General features: G+C 58.3%; 12 protein-coding genes and 3 pseudogenes. 3 read left to right on the top strand and 12 right to left on the bottom strand.

The annotated features are described in order from the left end of the window. The 7 genes and pseudogenes from JCM12296_RS24810 to JCM12296_RS24830 all read right to left on the bottom strand — a co-directional run. Window positions 1–603, bottom strand: a 603-nt coding sequence (locus JCM12296_RS24810; protein ID WP_172684080.1) for a fibronectin type III domain-containing protein, incomplete at its 3' end; no start/stop codon positions are given. Window positions 604–645: 42 nt separating this feature from the next. Then, window positions 646–831: pseudogene (locus tag JCM12296_RS50805) on the bottom strand (fibronectin type III domain-containing protein); the annotation flags it as partial. Window positions 832–980: 149 nt separating this feature from the next. Beyond that, window positions 981–1,205 (bottom strand): annotated as a pseudogene (locus JCM12296_RS50810) (hypothetical protein); the annotation flags it as partial. 62 nt (window positions 1,206–1,267) lie between these two features. Next, window positions 1,268–2,008: pseudogene (locus JCM12296_RS24815) on the bottom strand (CARDB domain-containing protein); the annotation flags it as partial. Beyond that, complete coding sequence (locus JCM12296_RS24820; RefSeq protein ID WP_054698965.1) at window positions 2,009–2,899, bottom strand: rhodanese-like domain-containing protein; 891 nt, start codon at window positions 2,897–2,899, stop codon at window positions 2,009–2,011. 9 nt (window positions 2,900–2,908) lie between these two features. Continuing rightward, complete coding sequence (locus JCM12296_RS24825; RefSeq protein ID WP_172684082.1) at window positions 2,909–8,971, bottom strand: carboxypeptidase regulatory-like domain-containing protein; 6,063 nt, start codon at window positions 8,969–8,971, stop codon at window positions 2,909–2,911. Between the two features lie 223 nt (window positions 8,972–9,194). Beyond that, window positions 9,195–10,079: a transglutaminase-like domain-containing protein gene (locus JCM12296_RS24830; RefSeq protein ID WP_054698968.1), complete on the bottom strand. Its 885-nt coding sequence runs from the start codon at window positions 10,077–10,079 to the stop codon at window positions 9,195–9,197. A gap of 506 nt (window positions 10,080–10,585) precedes the next feature. Here JCM12296_RS24830 and JCM12296_RS24835 point away from each other — a divergent pair. The 3 genes from JCM12296_RS24835 to JCM12296_RS24845 all read left to right on the top strand — a co-directional run bounded on the left by JCM12296_RS24835 (window position 10,586) and on the right by JCM12296_RS24845 (window position 13,875). After that, window positions 10,586–11,653: a PAS domain-containing protein gene (locus JCM12296_RS24835; protein WP_172684083.1), complete on the top strand. Its 1,068-nt coding sequence runs from the start codon at window positions 10,586–10,588 to the stop codon at window positions 11,651–11,653. Window positions 11,654–11,716: 63 nt separating this feature from the next. After that, window positions 11,717–13,396 (top strand): PAS domain-containing sensor histidine kinase, encoded by a 1,680-nt coding sequence (locus JCM12296_RS24840; protein ID WP_054698972.1) that lies wholly within the window; start codon window positions 11,717–11,719, stop codon window positions 13,394–13,396. After that, window positions 13,348–13,875: a response regulator gene (locus JCM12296_RS24845; RefSeq protein ID WP_172684084.1), complete on the top strand. Its 528-nt coding sequence runs from the start codon at window positions 13,348–13,350 to the stop codon at window positions 13,873–13,875. The genes JCM12296_RS24840 and JCM12296_RS24845 overlap by 49 nt, the downstream gene beginning before the upstream one ends. Window positions 13,876–13,893: 18 nt before the next feature. Here the strand turns inward: JCM12296_RS24845 and JCM12296_RS24850 are convergent, their stop codons facing one another. The 5 genes from JCM12296_RS24850 to JCM12296_RS24870 all read right to left on the bottom strand — a co-directional run. Then, window positions 13,894–14,151 (bottom strand): hypothetical protein, encoded by a 258-nt coding sequence (locus JCM12296_RS24850; RefSeq protein WP_054698976.1) that lies wholly within the window; start codon window positions 14,149–14,151, stop codon window positions 13,894–13,896. A 37-nt stretch (window positions 14,152–14,188) separates the two neighbouring features. Next, window positions 14,189–15,463 (bottom strand): B12-binding domain-containing radical SAM protein, encoded by a 1,275-nt coding sequence (locus JCM12296_RS24855; RefSeq protein WP_054698978.1) that lies wholly within the window; start codon window positions 15,461–15,463, stop codon window positions 14,189–14,191. Next, a complete protein-coding gene (locus JCM12296_RS24860; protein ID WP_054698980.1) occupies window positions 15,460–16,125 on the bottom strand; it encodes a hypothetical protein in 666 nt (221 codons plus the stop codon). The genes JCM12296_RS24855 and JCM12296_RS24860 overlap by 4 nt, the downstream gene beginning before the upstream one ends. Then, the gene (locus tag JCM12296_RS24865) at window positions 16,122–16,748 is read right to left on the bottom strand and encodes an outer membrane lipoprotein carrier protein LolA (RefSeq protein ID WP_054698982.1); all 627 of its coding nucleotides are present in this window, start codon (window positions 16,746–16,748) and stop codon (window positions 16,122–16,124) included. Before JCM12296_RS24865 ends, JCM12296_RS24860 begins: the two co-directional genes overlap by 4 nt. A 1-nt stretch (window position 16,749) precedes the next feature. Beyond that, window positions 16,750–16,979, bottom strand: a 230-nt coding sequence (locus tag JCM12296_RS24870) for an SDR family oxidoreductase (RefSeq protein WP_157067876.1), incomplete at its 5' end; no start/stop codon positions are given.

Below are 16,979 nucleotides of genomic sequence, written 5' to 3' on the forward strand. Positions count from 1 at the left end.
TTTCAACAGGGTCAATTCATCGGTGGTGTCGTCTTGAAAAACGATGCCTCTCCAATCGCCGGGTGCCGGAACATCCGCATTGGATGTGAAAAGGATCGGTTCGACCGAGGTGCCCTGAGCCGAGAGGGCTCCATGATAGCACCGACTATAATATCGATAACCAATGTAAAGTCCGGTTCCAGATTCAAATCGAACTTCAACGCCAGGCTCGATCGTCAATGTCGCTGTATTGCCATTGCTGCCCGAATCACGCACCGTTACGTTGCCCGTCACCACATAAGGACTATTCTCCACCGTCCAGGTGGTATTCGTCGTGATGTTCCCGCTCACGGCCGTGCCCGGCAGGGGTGACGCCTCAATGGTAATCACATCACGGTCCATGCCACCCGACAGGTTCACCGCCACCACCGCAAAATGGTAGGTGCGCTCGCTATCCAACCCACCGATGGTGACGGACGTGCCGGTGGTGGTCTCGGTGGCGGCCCCCTCGACGGTGAGAAAGTCGTTTGTGCTCACATAAACCGCGTAGTGATCCACCATGGCCTCGGGAGACGACGGCTCCCAGGAGAGATCCACAAAGGCCGGACGCGGGGAAGCGGTCAAACCGATAGGGTTTTCCAGGGCCGTGTAACCGGTAATGGAAACGCTCTCGCTCTCATTGCCCGAATTGTCGTAGGCGCTGATCTGAAGGGTGTAGGCCGTGCCGGCGGCAAGTCCGGTCTTCTGGAGGCTGGTTTGGGCGGCGGGCAGCAGTTCGGGTTCGCTGGCGCCGTTAAAATAGGCCTTGTAGCCGGCAAGATCTCCGCGGCTGTTGACCGAGGGGGTCCAGGTAAATGAAAGCGACGCTTCTCACTGGCACTGACCGAAAGGTTGGTGATCTCCTCCGGGGGCGTGTTGTCCACAATCTCGGGCAGGTCAGCACTCAGGGAGTTGTTGTCTTCATTGGTTTCACTGATCACCAAAGAACTGTCCACGTTGACAGTAACGGTCTGGTCGCCTGTACGTACGGTGCCGGTGAAGGCAACATCAACTGTCCCACCGCTTGCCAAGACAGTTTCGGCAAGCCAGGCATTGCCAAGCTGGCGCCGTCGATGGCAAAATTGACCGCACAGGAATTCACCGTCAGCGCGTCTGACCCATCGTTGCGGATACGGGCGGTGAAGGTAACGTCCTGACCATCCTCGAGGTCGGCGGCCGGCTCCCAAGATATCGCCGCAACCACCAGGTCCACGGCCTCCACGTGGAGAGTCGCGTCCAGGCTGTTGTTGGTCTCGTCCGTTTCCGCTACATCATTGCCGCTGTCCACGGTGACGGAAATGGTATGGTCGCCGCCGTGGACCGGTGTCCAGGAATGAACAACCGAAACGGTTTCGCCTGTGCCCAACTCGGGTTCATAGGCGCCGATGGTCTCACTGCCGATACTTGTCCCGTCAACGAAAAACTCTACTGTGAAGGTCAAGGCAAGGCTCTGCTCACCGTTGTTCTGGACGACCGCCGTTAGAATGGTTTCCTCACCGATCTTGAAGGTGGTATCGGAAGGAGCGTTGACGCTGTTCACTGACAGGTCTACCATGGGACTTTCGGTCACCTCCGGCAAGATCATGCTGAGAGAATTATTGGTCTCGTCGGTTTCTTCGACAGCCCCGGCGCTATCGACCACGACGCTTAGGGTGTGTTGCCCGGTTTCTGCAATCCAATCGATAGAAACATCCCGGGTTTCCATGCCAGAGAAAGCACTTTCGGTGGCGTCAATGATCATTGTGCCGATACTGGTGCCATCAATCTGGAAATCGACGAGAATGCTACCGGACGCATCCGCCCCTGTGTTGGTTATCGTTGCGGTGATGGAGACCTGTTGACCGTTCGAAATATTCGCTTCAGGGCTCCAACTCACGGCGGTGGGGTGCAGCTCTGGCTGTTGTGGCGCTATAACGACGCCTTCAACGGAGCCGGCGTTTCCCAAAAAAACGATCATCATTAATATAAATACGTTGACGAGGCCTCTCATTTATTCCTCTCTACTTGATTTACCGTGAATATCTGAGTTCGACGAATTTTCCCCACATTCCTTGCATGGACTGAATCGCAACATCCGCTGGCTGCGCGGCTGCCATGAACGAGCCAAGCCCTCCAGGTATGTGCGGTAAGCATTGACGCCGCCATCAAGAAAAAAAACACACTCGAAGCCGGCACGCGTCAACAGATGACCGGCATCGGCATACCCATTGCCATCCTCACTGACGACCAGCAGCGTCTCCGTTTTGTATTTCCTGATTTTGTCCAAGTTGACCAAATCGCCGGATAGCGGCAGATGCAGGGCATAGGGCATGAGTTGTTCGGCCGCCGGGGAACGAATGGCCGAGATGTCACAGACTATCCGGTGGGCATAATTCTTTTCCTGGAAGAAATCGGCCGCCGAGATACGGTCGTAGTTCATCTGGCGGACCAGATCGCCGACCATGGGACCCCCCAGGCGGCGCCAGGCATTCATGCCGCCATCCAGCAGGCGGGCGTCGACGCCCCTGTTTTTCAGTTCCCGGCAAACCGGGGCCAACCGGTGATAGGCAAGCCCATGGTCGACCAGCACCACGGGCGAGGATTTCAGGTACGGCTTGGTTTTGACAAAATGCAGCGGCACGTTGATGGCGCCGGCCATGTGCAGGGCCTCAAAATCGGCGGCACGACGCACATCGATGACGAGCACATGGTCTCCTTTGGTCGTGCGGTCCAACAGCGATTTGGCCGCGACCAGCAAATCCGCCTCCCGCACCTGCTCGGTGCGACGGATCAATTCCTCTGGAATCGATCCGTCAGCAGCAACGGCAACGGCAGGCAGGTAAAGCATGCAGAACAGCAGCGCCGCGATGATGGAACGATCGACGTCCAATCGGGTTTCCATGCTCGATTCCTATTCCATATTCAAGGTGACGGCCGTTTCCAGGTCGGCGCCGATAGTGGTGATGGCGCTCCATTGCTGCCGCCCGTCCAAATCTGCGCGGAAACGATACTGGCCGGCAGGCAGGACGAATTCGACCTTACCGTCCGTCCCGGTGTTCGCATAGCGGTTCAGGTAGGTGTCCGTGCTGCTGAACAGGTAGACCCGGGCATCTTCCGCATTCTCACCCAAAAGGGTTACTTGGACGACCGCTTTTCCTTGAGCCAGCGTTACCGCCATATCAGTGGATTGCGTCGTATCGGACCAATAGTGCTCACCGAGTTCGTCGCAACGGAAACGGTAGGGTTGATCCGGCAGGTTGAACGTCGCCGTCCCGGCGTCTTCGCTATCCCGATACTGACCCAGGTAGGTGCCGGCAGGGGTGAAAAGATAGATCCGGCGGCCGTCCAGGGGATCGATGGTCCCCAGGTAATCGGCCTGGAAGGTGAGCTTCACGTCAGAATGGGCAAGAGTCATCGTAGAAGCCAGGATATCGGGCACGGCAACCGTGTCACTCCAGTACTGGTACCCCAAATAATCCGCGCGGAACTTGAAGATCCCGTCGGCAAGGCCGAAGGTGACCTGGCCGTTCGTATCGGTGCTGCCTTTCAATCCGAGATACGTGCCGCTGTCGGAAAAAACATAGCAGTTAATGCCGGCCATGGGGACGGCGTCGCCCTTTGTCAGGCTAAAGGTGACGTTGCCGCCACCGACGCTGACTAGCACCGGAGTCTCCACGTCCGGTTCGAGGATGGCATCCCCGCTCCAATATTGGTTACCCTGATAGTCGGCGCGAAAGCGGAAGGATTGCGCCGGCAGCCTGAAGGAGACCGTACCGTTGGCATCGGTGGATCGAACCGACCCAAGGTAAGTGCCTGTCGTGGAGAACAGATAGACGTTGATGCCCTCGGCCGGCAGGCCCGCACCGGTGACCGTCACCGACGCATCGGCCATGGGGATGCTGATTGTGGTATCCGTTCCGGTGAACGGATCGGACCAGTATTGGCCGCCGGTATAATCGGCCCTGACGATGTAAGGCCGTTGCGGCAAACTGAAGATGACCTGCCCGTTGGCATCGGTTTCGGCATTGATGTTGAGATAGGCCCCGGTCGGGCTGAACAAATAGACCGGAATTCCGGAAAGGGGAGTGTCGGCGGTCTGGTAATGTCCCATCACACTTACGGTTATCGGTGAGAAGGCAACCACGAGGGACGCCTCCGCGTCGGATGTTACGGCAAGATCGCCCGTCCAGAAGGAATATCCCAGGTAGTCCGCCCGTACCTTGTAACTGCCCGCCGGCACATCGAACGCCACCTGACCGTCAGCATCGGTCTGCCTAGAAAGGTTCAGGTATCTGCCGTCGGTGTCGAAGAGATAGGCTTTCAATCCAACCAGAGGCGTCCCGCCGTCAGTCCCGACAGTGATCGCCAGATGACCGCCGCCTGCATTGATAAGCACCGGGTCGAGATTCTCGGCCACGGTGATGTCTCCGCTCCAGATGGACTTGCCCAACACATCGGCCCGGAACCGGAACCCGCTGTCCATGGGCAGGTGGAACGTGACTCGGCCGCTGTCATTGGTGGTCTCGACCATCCCCAGATAGCTGTCCGACAGTGAGAAGAGATAAACCTTGGCGCCGGCGACGAGGCTACCGGCGGACAGTACATCCACCGGAACCGTTGCCTGGGCGATGGTCATGGCGGCGCTGCCGCTGCCGGAGACGACTGTCGGATCACTCCAGAAGGTGCTGCCCAGGTAGTCCGCACGGAACCGGTAGGTCCCATCGGCCAGATCAAAGGCGACCTGGCCATTTTCATCGGTGGTGGCGGAAAGTCCCAGGTAGACATCCGACGCATTGAACACATGGCATTTTATACCGCTGAGTGGCGAATCGGCGGCCTCCTGGACAGTCAGCGCAAAGGTGCCGCCTCCCACGGAAACCCCCACATCGGTCACACCATCGGCAGCCAGTTGCCGGTCATCGGCCCAGAATTGGCTGCCCTGGTAGTCGACCCGAAAATTGTACAGTCCCTCGGGAAGCCGGAAAGTAACCTGGCCGTTCTCATCGGTTGCTCCGGACAGGTTCAGGTAGGCCCGGGTTGCGGAATATACATAGACCATGACGTCTGGTGCGGGCAGCCCCGCGCCGGTCACATCAACCCGGAGATCACCCAGGGGAATGACGACCTGCGGATCGTCCCAGACAAATGCGGCCGACCAGAACTGTTTTCCCAGGTAATCGGCCCGGATCATATATTCCTTCTGGGGCAAGGAGTACTCGGCCAAACCATTTTCATCCGTCGAAAGCGATTGGTTCAGGTAGGTTTCGCTTGGAGAAAACAAATAGGTCTTGAGACCCGCAAGCGGTGTATCGATCTCCTCATAACGTCCCTGGACGCTCGCCCGGGCCGCCTGATGGGGGATCTCGATGACTTCGGTGGTATCGGTGGTTACCTCAAACGCCTCACGCCAGAACGGGTAACCCAGGTAGTCCGCGCGCAAGGTGTAGGTGGCATTGGTGACGTTGAACGTGACCGTTCCGTCCGCATCGGTGGTACCGGATACGTTCAGGTAGGTCTTGCTGCCGTTGAACAGATAGACCCGGATGCCTGCCATGGGGGTTTCTTCATCTTCGCGTACCCTCACGGTGAGGAGCCCCCCGCCGGCATCCACGAGAACCGTGTTGGTCGTGTCATTCGAAATTATCGTTGCCGTGCTCCAGTACTGACTGCCCAGGACATCGGCACGGAAGAGGAATGCTGTTCCGACGGGCAGACTCAATACGACCTGGCCATTGGCGTCGGTGGTAAAGGTTTTGTTCAGATAGGTGCCGGAGGCGGAAAAGAGGTAGACCTTCGCCCCGGAAACCACGCCGGCGGCACTTTGAATGGTGACCGTCACGGACGATTCGTCGATCACGATAGGGATTGCCGATGTATCTGGAATGGCCACGACGGCTGACCAGAACTTGATCCCCAGGTAATCCGCCCGGAACTGGTAGGTGCCCTCGGCCAGGGCATCGATATCGAATGTCGCCTTGCCGTCCGTGTCGGTGGCAGCGGAGAGGCCTGCATAAGAACCCGAGGCGGTATAGGCGTATACATTCAGTCCACTCAGCGCGGTTCCGGCGTCGGTCGTCACGTGCACGGTAATGGCATCCGGTTCCGGCGCGGCTTCTTCCTTGACGAAAAAGGAGGCGGTTTCCGACCAGGCACCGTCAAGGCCATGGGCATCGGTTGCTCGGGCCCGCCAATAGTAGGTTGTGCGGTCATTCAATTCGGTGGCCACGGTCCAGGCGGGATCGCCGGACTCTCCCCAGGCCACCAGATTCTCAAGGCCCTCGTCCGTGTATACCTCGTACCGATAGGTCAAGGCGTCGCCGTCCGTATCCTGACCGGCGGCAAGGGAAAGGGTTGGCGTGCGCACCGTGGGCCATGCCGATTGGCCCGGATTCTTCATGGCCGGTGCGGCAGGGCTGTTATTTTCCGTATTGACGAAAAACCGTCCGCTCACCCACCGGCTGGATGCCAATCCGTCGGTCGCCATGACCCGCCAGTAATAGGCGGTGTCTTCCGCCAGGCCTGAGACCGGCCAGGTGATGCTTTCCGACTGTCCTTCGATCATGACCGAGATTTCTTTGTCGGCACTGGTGAACCCGGGATCGGTATCGATTTCAAAATAGTACCCCGGCGCATCGCCATCGCTGTCCGTACTGCTCTGTACGGTTAACAGGAGATCGGCGTCGGCAACCTCGCTGCCGTCCGACGGAGAAATGAGCACAGGGGTGGTCGGTGCATGGTTGGCGGTGTTCACGGTAAAGGCTGCCAGAACTGTTGCCGCGGATGCGCCCTGATCGTCCGCGGCAACGGCCCGCCAGTAATAGGTGGCGCCATCATCGAGGGCCGTATTGACGGTCCAACTGACGGCTCCCGCATCCGAGGGCTCAAGCCCTTCGGCCTCGGCAACGAGGGCGGTCATGCCAAGATCCGCATATACTTCGAATCGGCAGACCGGCGTCTCGTTGTCCGGATCGGAGAGCCCGGAGATTTCGAGAACGGGTGATAGCGTATCAACCTGCCCGCCATCCGGTGGATAGCTGAGGGTCATCCCTTCGGGAGGCTCATTCTCGGCATTGACCCGGAATTCGCCATACGCCCACAGGCTGTAGCTGTAACCGTCCGTGGCCCGCACCCGCCAGTGGTAGCGGCCGTTTTCGATCAGTTCCACCGGCAGGGTCCAGGCCGTGGTATCGGTGGCCTGGGCCACGCGCTCACTGGCGACCGGCTCGCGGAATTGATCGTCTGAATACACTTCGAATTGGTAGAAAATCGTGTCCCCATCGGCATCGGTGCTGTTCTCGACCTCCAACTGAGGCATCAATGTGCCAACCGAAGCACCCGTTTCCGGAAAAGTGATCACCGGCATGCTGGGGGCATGATCCTCGGCCGTCGGATCCGAACCGGCCAGATACTCATCCAAATCACTGATCCCGTCACCGTCGAAGTCGCCGCTGCCGTCCCGTGCCAGGGTTCCGAAATGGGACATCTCCCAGGCATCGTTGAGGCCGTCACCATCCGTGTCATCGATGGAACGGATGGTGAAGGTCACCCGCTGGCTGTCGCTCAGTTCACCGTCGGAAGCGCTGAAGGTGATCCGATAGGTGCCGGCTTGCCCGACGGCCGGCGTCCAGGAAAAACTCCCGCTGCCGTCGCCATGGTCGCTGAAGGCAGCCCCGGCCGGCAGGGACGCGGCGGAAAGTCCAGGAATGGTACCGTCCGCATCGCTGGCCTGGACGATGAAACCGATGCCGCTGCCTTCGACGGCGGTCACATTCTCGATAAATTGCAGCACCGGCGCGTCGGCGGTATCCACCGTGTCGGCAAAGGATACGGTGTATTGCCCCGTGCCCGCGGCATCGAACACGTTAAGGAAATAGTTCCAGCTTTGGCCATCCCTGGATTTGGAAAGCCAATAATTGGCGGGCTTGATGGTTTTGCCATCGCTACGCACCACGGAGGCGATCGTCTTGCCGCCTGCGTACGGATCCGTCAGATGCACATAGATGAAACCGGCATTGACCGATGTCGCCAGCTTGTAGACCACCAGACCATTCTGGAGGCCTTGATAGGTGAGGGTCGAGGATGAACTCTGGTCGGTGACCACCGTATCCACGGAGTCGGATTCGTATACCCGGAAAATAGCGCCGTCCTGGGCCAGGAAATCGAGAACCTGATCCCGGCCGGTCAGATCGACCTGAACATCGGCAATCAGCGTATGGGTTTCGACGGCATCGATCAGGGAGGTCACCTCGCCGCCCAATTCGTCCGAATGGGAGAAATCCGCGTCGAAATCCAAGAACTTGCCCGATAATGTGCAGGTCATCCGCCAGCGGGCCGTTCCCGACGTGCCGGAAACGATATCGCCGAAATCGACCAGCAGGCTGTTGGTAACCGCCTCACCGTTGACCTGGCTCCCTTCGATGGCGAAACCGATGGGCAGCCCCTGCACGTTTTCGGTGATCTTGGGTTGCGCGGACTCGATTTTCAGGGATTTGGCCGTACCATGGCCGCTGTTCTTCACCCGTACCCCCAGGGAGAAGGGAACCGGCGCTTCGATGGCGTCCGTGAACGCGTCATCCCCATAAACCTCCGCCGGCAGAAAGTAATCCAGGCTCAGTTCGGGCATGGGTTTGACATAGATGTAATCGGGGGTCACTTCGGTGGTATTCGATTCTCCACCGATGGTGTAGGTCAATGTCGCGCCAACATAGTAAAGCGTTCCACTCGCAAGCCCATTGGATGCTCCAACCGCAGGGATGATCAGCCAATGGATGTCCGCCGATGTGGATGGCGCCACTCTTCCGGCACCGCTAACATCGGAAATGTTGGTCATCTCATCCACGCGGATAAAAAAATTAGCGGTGGTGTTGTTGGAATCGCTGGTGGCTGGAACGATATTTCCCTCTTCGTCCTTAAACCAGACGGAGATAGTTACATCTTCGAGTGAAATATTCGTCAATCCATTATTGATTCGCATATGCGCGTCAAAAGCCTGTCGTTCCAGTGTCAATTCTTGATTGATTTCGATTTTGACCTGGGCGCAAACGGCCTCCGCGGCATAACATGCGGTACTGTTGGATATAAAAAAGAGACCCCATGCCAACGCCCAAACCATAAAGATAATCGGAGCTGAAAGCCTGCTAGCTATCCCCACCTTTTTCATCGACTCCTCCACTGAAATGGAAATGGATAGATCCTTATTAATCCATTTTAACTGTCAACCCCTTGCCCTCTATGCGAAACTGACGAAAATGAGTTGGCCGCTCTATATCCGAATGAGAGAACCCAATTCTCATTGCGACATAATCCCGGTAGTGTGTGTCAAAGTTTCGCTGCTGGGCATCAGCGATCCGCCATGTACCGTCTTCGTAAAACTCGGCCCAATCATGATAGGCTGATGGCGCCAGGCCGCTTCCCTCGGGAGACAGGTATCCGCTGACGCGCCGAGCGGGAACACCCGCTGCGTGTGCGAGTTCAACAAACAGATCGGCAAATTCGGTGCAATCGCCTTTCTTTTGCGTGAATGCGTAGCAAGCCCCTTTTTCTTCGCGAGAATATCCCGAGTATTGAATAGTGTCGCCGATCCAGTGATAAATATTTTCCGCGGTTTTCCGGGGTGTGTCGGATCTCAATTGTTCTGCCAGATTGCGAAACTTTTTTTTTTCGCAAGCGCCGGACAAATCAACAGATGCAGCTGATGCACCACTATCCGGATAGCTGTCTGCGGGAGTATTGCATATTTCCAAACAGGCATGGATGGATATGACTTTGGTGGAATACGGGGGGATTTCCGCGAAGGAGAATATCATTAACTGATTACCGCTTCCATCAACCTTTAATGTATACGGGTGAGATGTCTGGACCGCCGTGCATCGTTGCGTTTGCGTTTGCTTGACAGGCGCGTACACAAAAAAGGTCGCCGGAGAAATCGGCTGGTTGGTCGTGTTCTGGAGATGAAATCGGTATTGAATGTTTCGTGCAAGCGCGGCAGGATGCTGAATGCCGTTGCGCTCCATGCGCATCAATGGGATCGCAATGGTCAAACAAGCAATTGGAATCATTAAAAATATAAAATTCCGGGTCATCGCACCGTTGCTCTCATTCTGCATTAACGCTTAGTATGGTTCACAAGTGTCAGGAGAGAAGGAAAGCTATTGCAGTAGAACAACCCAGATTCCGAGAGATATCTCCTCTGTGTCACACATCAAGCATGATTTATACCAATCTGGAACAATTTGATACCATCAACGTTACGATGGGTTACGAAAGGAGAAAGGTTACGTTTTCGTGGAGGATAGCCATTTTTCGTCTTTTTTTGCCAAAAATTGTCAAGTGCTGGAATGGATCGAAGGCATCCAGCCCATAGTACCACCGAATGTGTACGGATGCTCGTGAACGAGCGGCATCACTTGCCCCATGTTTTAAAAATTGACACCAATACCTATTGCTTGCGGAAAGATCATGCTAAGATCAAAAAAAATGATCGTGCGGGCGGTTTCAAGTGCAACGTCAACGCTATCATACCAGCCAAAAAACGAGTGTAATCGGAAGGGGCATCAGGATGCCGGAAAATCGGAACACAGCGGAGATAATGGCTCAGTTCCGCGAATTCATCGACGCATCACCGGTCGAGACCATCGTTTTGGACGCACAATGCCGGGTGGTTCATACCAATTCGCTGGCCAGGCAAATGTTTGACCCACCCTTGGCGGTTGAGGCGCCGATTCCCTGGAGGACGTTCGCCGGCTGCACGACCGTTTACCGCAAGCCGGCAGGCGACGACGGGGCTGCGGCGGATATATGCCAGCGCTGCACGATCGATGAGATCGTTCACGCCGCATTGGGCCTGGAAAAAGATGTCGACCCGATCAGCGGCGAACTTTTCTTGGACCATCCTTCCGGAAATCACTGGATCAAATTCAAGGCCAAGCGAGGGGAAGTGGCCGGCAAGGCCCTGGCCGTTTTCTCACTCTGTGACATCACCGATCAGAAAGCCATCGCGGACAACCTGCAAACGGCCTTGATGGAGCTGTCGGTGATTCAGGAACACGTCCCGATCGCCATGCTGATCCTGGATTCACAGCAGCGCGTGTGCAAGGTAAATGGCGCGGCAGCAAAATTCGCCGGCCGTTCACCTTCCAAGATGATCGATTTGGCTAGCGGAGAGGCCTTGTGTTGTCTGCATCACCTTGATGACCCGCAAGGCTGTGGTTTCGGTCCTGTTTGCGCCAGCTGCCGTATCCGCCAAACGGTGGCGGAGGTATTCGCCAACGGCATCGATCAGCAAAATGTGGAAATCTGGAAACCCTTTATCCATGCGGACGCGATCAAGGAGCGGTGTCTGTTGGTCTCCGCCACGCGGCTGCGTCTTCACCATGACGATCATGTTCTGGTGTGCGTCCAGGATATTACCGAACGCAAGATTGCCGAAACCGCCTTGAAGGAAAGCAAGGCGCGCTATCTCTCGGTTGTCGAAACGATTCGGGAGGGGGTTATCCTGCAGGCGGCGTCGGGAGAAATTCTGACCTGGAACAAGGGTGCGGAGGAGATCTTCGGAATTGCAGCCAATGATATCGTGGGCAAAAAACCAGCACCATCGAATGGTCCACGATCCATGTGGACGGTTCTCCCTATGCGGGCAAGGACCACCCCTCGATGATCACCCTCAGGACCGGCGCCCCCTGCCGGAACGCCTTGATGGGATTGTACCGGCTCCGGCGAATTGCGCTGGATCACGATCAACACGAACCCGCTGTTTCGGGACAACCTATCCGCCCCCTATGCCGTTGCCATCTCCTTTTCCGATATCACGGAGCTGAAAACGGAACGCGACCTGATGGACCGTATCGTGGAAACCAGTCCCGCCGGGATCACCCGTTGGGACGCCGACGGCAGGATCGTCTATGCCAACCGGCGCGCGGAAGAAATTCTGGGGCTTGGCCCATTGCCGGGCAGTAAACGCGCCTACGATCCTCCGGCCTGGACGGTGACCGATTTCGACGGCAACCCCCTTTCCGGCACAGACCTTCCCTTTGCCACGGTCAAACGAACCGGCAAACCTGTCGACCATGTTCGACAGGCCATCGAATGGCCCGACGGCAAGCGGGTGCTGCTCTCCATCAATGCCGCCCCGATGCTCGGCGCCAACGGCACCTTCGAGGGTATGGTGGCGACCATCGAGGACATCACGGATAAGTATAGGGCCGAGCAAAACTACCTGATGCTGTTCCGCGAAATGCTCGATGGATTCGCCCTGCACGAAATCATCTGCGACGATCATGGCCAGCCCGTCGACTATCGTTTCCTGGCCGTCAATCCCGCCTTCGAGCGGATCACCGGATTGAGCGCCGAGACCTTGATCGGCAAAACGGTCCTGGAGATCCTGCCGAACACGGAACCCCATTGGATCGCAAGATACGGGCGGGTGGCCCTGACCGGTGAAGCGGAGAGCTTCGAGGACTTCTCCCGGGAACTCGACCGCCATTTTCAGGTCACCGCCTTCCGGTATGCCCCCAACCAGTTTGCCTGTATTTTCGAGGATATCACCGACCGCAAACAAACTGAAATACGGCTCCAACAGGCCCAAAAAATGGAATCGATCGGTAACTTGGCCGGCGGGATCGCCCATGATTTCAACAATATCCTCTTTCCCATCGTCGGCATCGCGGAAATTTTGATGGAAGATCTGCCACCCGACAGTCCAGAATATCAAAGTGTGCATGAAATCCTCAAGGCTGCCCTGCGCGGCAGCGACCTGGTCAAACAGATCCTGGCCTTCAGCCGGCAGTCCGAACATAAAAAGATACCGATGCGGATCCAACAGGTACTGAGGGAAGTCATCAAGCTGTGCCGGGCGACGATTCCTTCGAATATCGAGATCGCTTTGGAAGTGGACCAGGATTGCGGCCTGGTGATGGCCGACCCGACCCAGGTACACCAAATCGGCATGAACCTGATCACCAATGCCTATCACGCCGTGGAAGCGGCCGGCGGCCGGATCACCATCCGGTTGAAGAATGCCCGGATTGCGGCGGATGATCAGATGGCCCGGTCCCTTCCACCGGGTCCGTATGCCCTGCTGAGCATCGCCGACACGGGCATCGGAATATCACCCGCCGTCATGGACAAGATCTTCGAACCCTACTTCACCACCAAGGCCCAGGGCAAGGGTACTGGCCTGGGATTGGCCGTGGTTTACGGCATCGTGAAGGAACACAACGGCGATATCAAGGTGGACAGCCTGTTGGGAAAGGGAACCACGTTCAGGGTATACCTCCCAGGATTCGCCAGTCTCCCGCCCCGCGTATCGGTGATCCGGCCGAAGCGGCCCCCAAAGGGAACGAACGGATCCTTTTGGTCGATGATGAAGACACGATCGTTCGTTTGCAGAGCCTGGTGCTGAAACGCTTGGGATACCAGGTCAGCGCCCACCTCAGCAGCGTCGATGCCTTGGCGGCCTTCAAATCCGATCCCTCCGCCTTCGATCTGGTCATCACGGACATGACCATGCCGAACCTGACCGGCGATCAGCTGGCCAAGGCCATCCTCGCCGTCCGTGCGGACATGCCGGTAATCGTTTGCACCGGATTCAGCGATCGGATCAACCCGCAAAAAATAAAGGATGAGGGAATCAGGGCGCTATTGATGAAGCCCATCGTCAGGGCCGAGATGGCCCGGACGGTGCGAACGGTTCTGGACGCGGCCAAGGCGGAAACAACGGTTGACGAACAGGGTGATAAGGGCCAAGTCAAGGCTGCGGCCATCGCCCCACTGACCGGCGCGGCCTTTCGTTTTCGCAAAATGGTGGGGGTTAGGGCGTGTCCGCGGTCTGGGAACGCGTCGGTCCTTTCCCATCGTCGTTATCGGCGGGTTGCCGGCTGACCGCCGAAGGGGTGCCCGTCACGGCGTCGCGGACTTCCCGGCCAATGGTCTTGGCGCCCTCCTTGACGGCTTCGCCGGCGTTGATCGCACCGTCCTTGAGCTGCCGCCCGGTTTCGATGGCGGCTCCCGCGTCTCGACGACAGCCTCCTTGATCCCCTCGACGGCTTCTCTGGAATCGGCCTCGATCTTCTCGGCCATGCCGGCCATGACAGGATGCGGCAGCCCCGCCAAAAGGCACCCCATCAGCACAACGATGATTATTGTCAGGCATTTCATGGTTCCGTCTCCTCCATTCGGGGGTGGGTTCTCCCCCCTACCCCCGACCCATCGAACCGGTGCGCCCAAAAGCTTTGGCGCGCAGCTCGGGGGATCGGGGACGATAGGTGTTGTCGGCCATTTCCCGGCGTACGACCTTCTGGAACAGTTTGGACATCTTGATCTCCTGGGACTCGTCGCGATAGAAGCTGTCCCAGGCCCAGTGGAGCAGTTCCTGCAACCGCTCCGGCGCCATGTGGCGCGGCTGGTAGACCACCTGATCGGCCGAATACGTATCCCAGTCATAGGAGAGAATGCGATTCTGACGCTTGAGGTCGTCATAGGCCTTGGTGTGGGGAAACGGCGTCAGTACGGTAAACTCGGCCAGGTCCAGGTCGATTTCCAGCAGGAAATCCACCAGCCGCCGGATCCCGTCCTCGGTGTGGTGGTCCAGCCCCAACAGGATCGTCCCCTCCACGCCGATGCCGTGATCGTGATAGCGCTGGATGCGCTGCTTGATATAGTCGGAAGTGTCGAACACCGCCTGGTAGACGTACCAGGCACCGGCCTGGGCTGCCAGGTCGAGTACCTTGGGATCGTCCTCGATGGGATGGCAGCACCATTTCTTCTTCAGCGGGATCATTTCGCGGAACAGCTCCAGCTCCCATTGGGTGTCCTGGGCCAGGGAGTTGTCCACGATGAACAGCCGGTTGTTGTCGATGGCGGCCATCTCCGCAACCGCCCGGGCCACGGGCCGCGGCCGGAACTTGCGGCCGCCCAGGTAGGCCACGGCGCAGGGGTAGCAATGGTAGCGGCAGCCCCGGGACGCATGCACCAGGTCCACCATCTGCACGCCCTTGTAATTATAGAGTTCTCGCTTGAGAATATCACGCCGCGCCGGGCCGACGTCATCGAGAGAAGGCTGATCGGACAGATAATCGTAGACTTTTCTCAACCGGCCGTGGGCCAGGTCGTCGAAGAGCAATTCCATGCGTCCTTCGGCCTCGCCGAGGAACACCGCATCGGCATGGGCCTGGGTCTCCTCGGCATGCAGCATGGTGGCGATGCCGCCGAAGATCACCGGCACGCCCTTGGCGCGGTAATGGTCCGCGATCTGCCAGCCGCGTTTGACCTGCACGGTCAGCATCATGGAGATGCACACCGCATCCACGGGATCGTCGAAATCGATGTCTTCAAGATTCTCGTCTACGAAATCGACCGTCACATGCTCGGGCAGGGCCGCGGCAAACACCACGGGACCGTGGGGCGGCAGGTGGAACTCGGTCTGACGGGCCAGTTTGGGCCAGCGGGGATAGATCAGTTTGATTTTCATGGTACGACCTTTAGAGAATTCAGCGGCTGCGCCTCCACCAACGTCAGCGTCAGGTTGTAGCCCAGCATGCCGTGGGTCTTGAGCTGCATATGCGCCGGAACCGGCATCCTGGAACGGTCCGTTGGCAGCGCATCAGTGGTCAGGGTTTTGGTCAGCCCACGGCCCGGGCGGTAGCAGCGCATTTCCCATCCGCCGTCGGCCGTTTGCACCAGATCGCGGGTTTCGCCGTCCGCCAGCCGGTATCGGCAGACAGGACGGCCGTCGTCCAGACGCCCGACGGACTGCCGGGATACGGGCGGAGTCAAAAAGATCAGGCGGATATCGTCCACCAATCCCTGGGCAAAGCCCTTGTTGTCAAAGGGCGGCAGGGCCCGCAGAACGGTCATGCGGCCATCCCAGCGGGCCTCGAAAAGCACCAGGCCTTCCAGGGTCATCAGCGCGCAATGCAAATCCGGTGGGGTCAGTTGGACGACGCCCATGAGGGTCATGGCCGAACGGCCGGGCGGCGTGGCCTCGATAATATGCACGAATTGCCAGCCGTCCCGGGCAAAAAACGACGCGCAGGCCGGCGGCGGCCCGGCCAAAGGCGATAGCTTCGGCAGCCGGGCACATGCCGTGGTCAGGCAAAGACAAAACAGAAGCGCGAGCCCGACCGGTTTCATGGCACCTTGCGAAACACATCTATGGGGATGGCCCGGTTGAGCACCGTCTGCGAGAAATCCAGCTCCGTATAGGCCTCCTCACCCTCGATGATGCGGACTTGGCGGATCACTCCCGGCTGGTCGTCCAGCACCAATTCGATACGCTGGAGCACCTCGGCAAAGGCTTTTTGCTTGGGTGTCAGGATGATCCGGCGACCGGCTTCCAGGCGGGCGTCGAACATGGAATTATCGTCGAAGCGGCCGGCCAACCACTGGGAGATCTCCTGGAACACGACCTGCATGGCGTCCAGGCCCGCACCCGTCTCCTCACGGAAAGCGTGGGTCTGGGTATCCTGGGTGAACCGCCGCACCCGGCCGTCATCCATGAGGAGAATGCTGCGGATGGGCGTCAGGTATTCCCAGCGCAGCGATCCGGGGGTCTGATAGAACAACTTTCCCGTGGCGACCAGGGGACGGGCCAAAATGGGCAGGTGCTTGGTCTGGGTGAAGGCGGTCTCCACCGACGTCACCGTGCCGGCCGCCGCACGAATGCCTTCCCAGGTGTCCGCCCAGCCCAGGCACAGACCGACGCAAAAGACAAGGGCGATGGCGATCAGCCGGGGTCGCAGTCCGGTACTTCGCAAGTTAGAACATCCCTCCGTTAACACTGATCGTCTGGCCGGTGAGGTAGGACGCATCCGTTGAGCAGAGAAAGCGCACCACCCGGGCCACCTCCGCGGGTTCCCCCAGGCGGGCCATGGGGATGAGGGCCTTGATTTTCTGAATCGGGGCGTCCTGGATCATGGCGGTCCGGATCAGGCCCGGGGCGACCACGTTGACGCGGATGCCCAGGCGGGCGACCTCCGCCGCCACCG

The organism is Desulfosarcina cetonica JCM 12296, assembly GCF_001311845.1.
In the GTDB taxonomy this organism is placed as follows: Bacteria; Desulfobacterota; Desulfobacteria; order Desulfobacterales; family Desulfosarcinaceae; genus Desulfosarcina; species Desulfosarcina cetonica.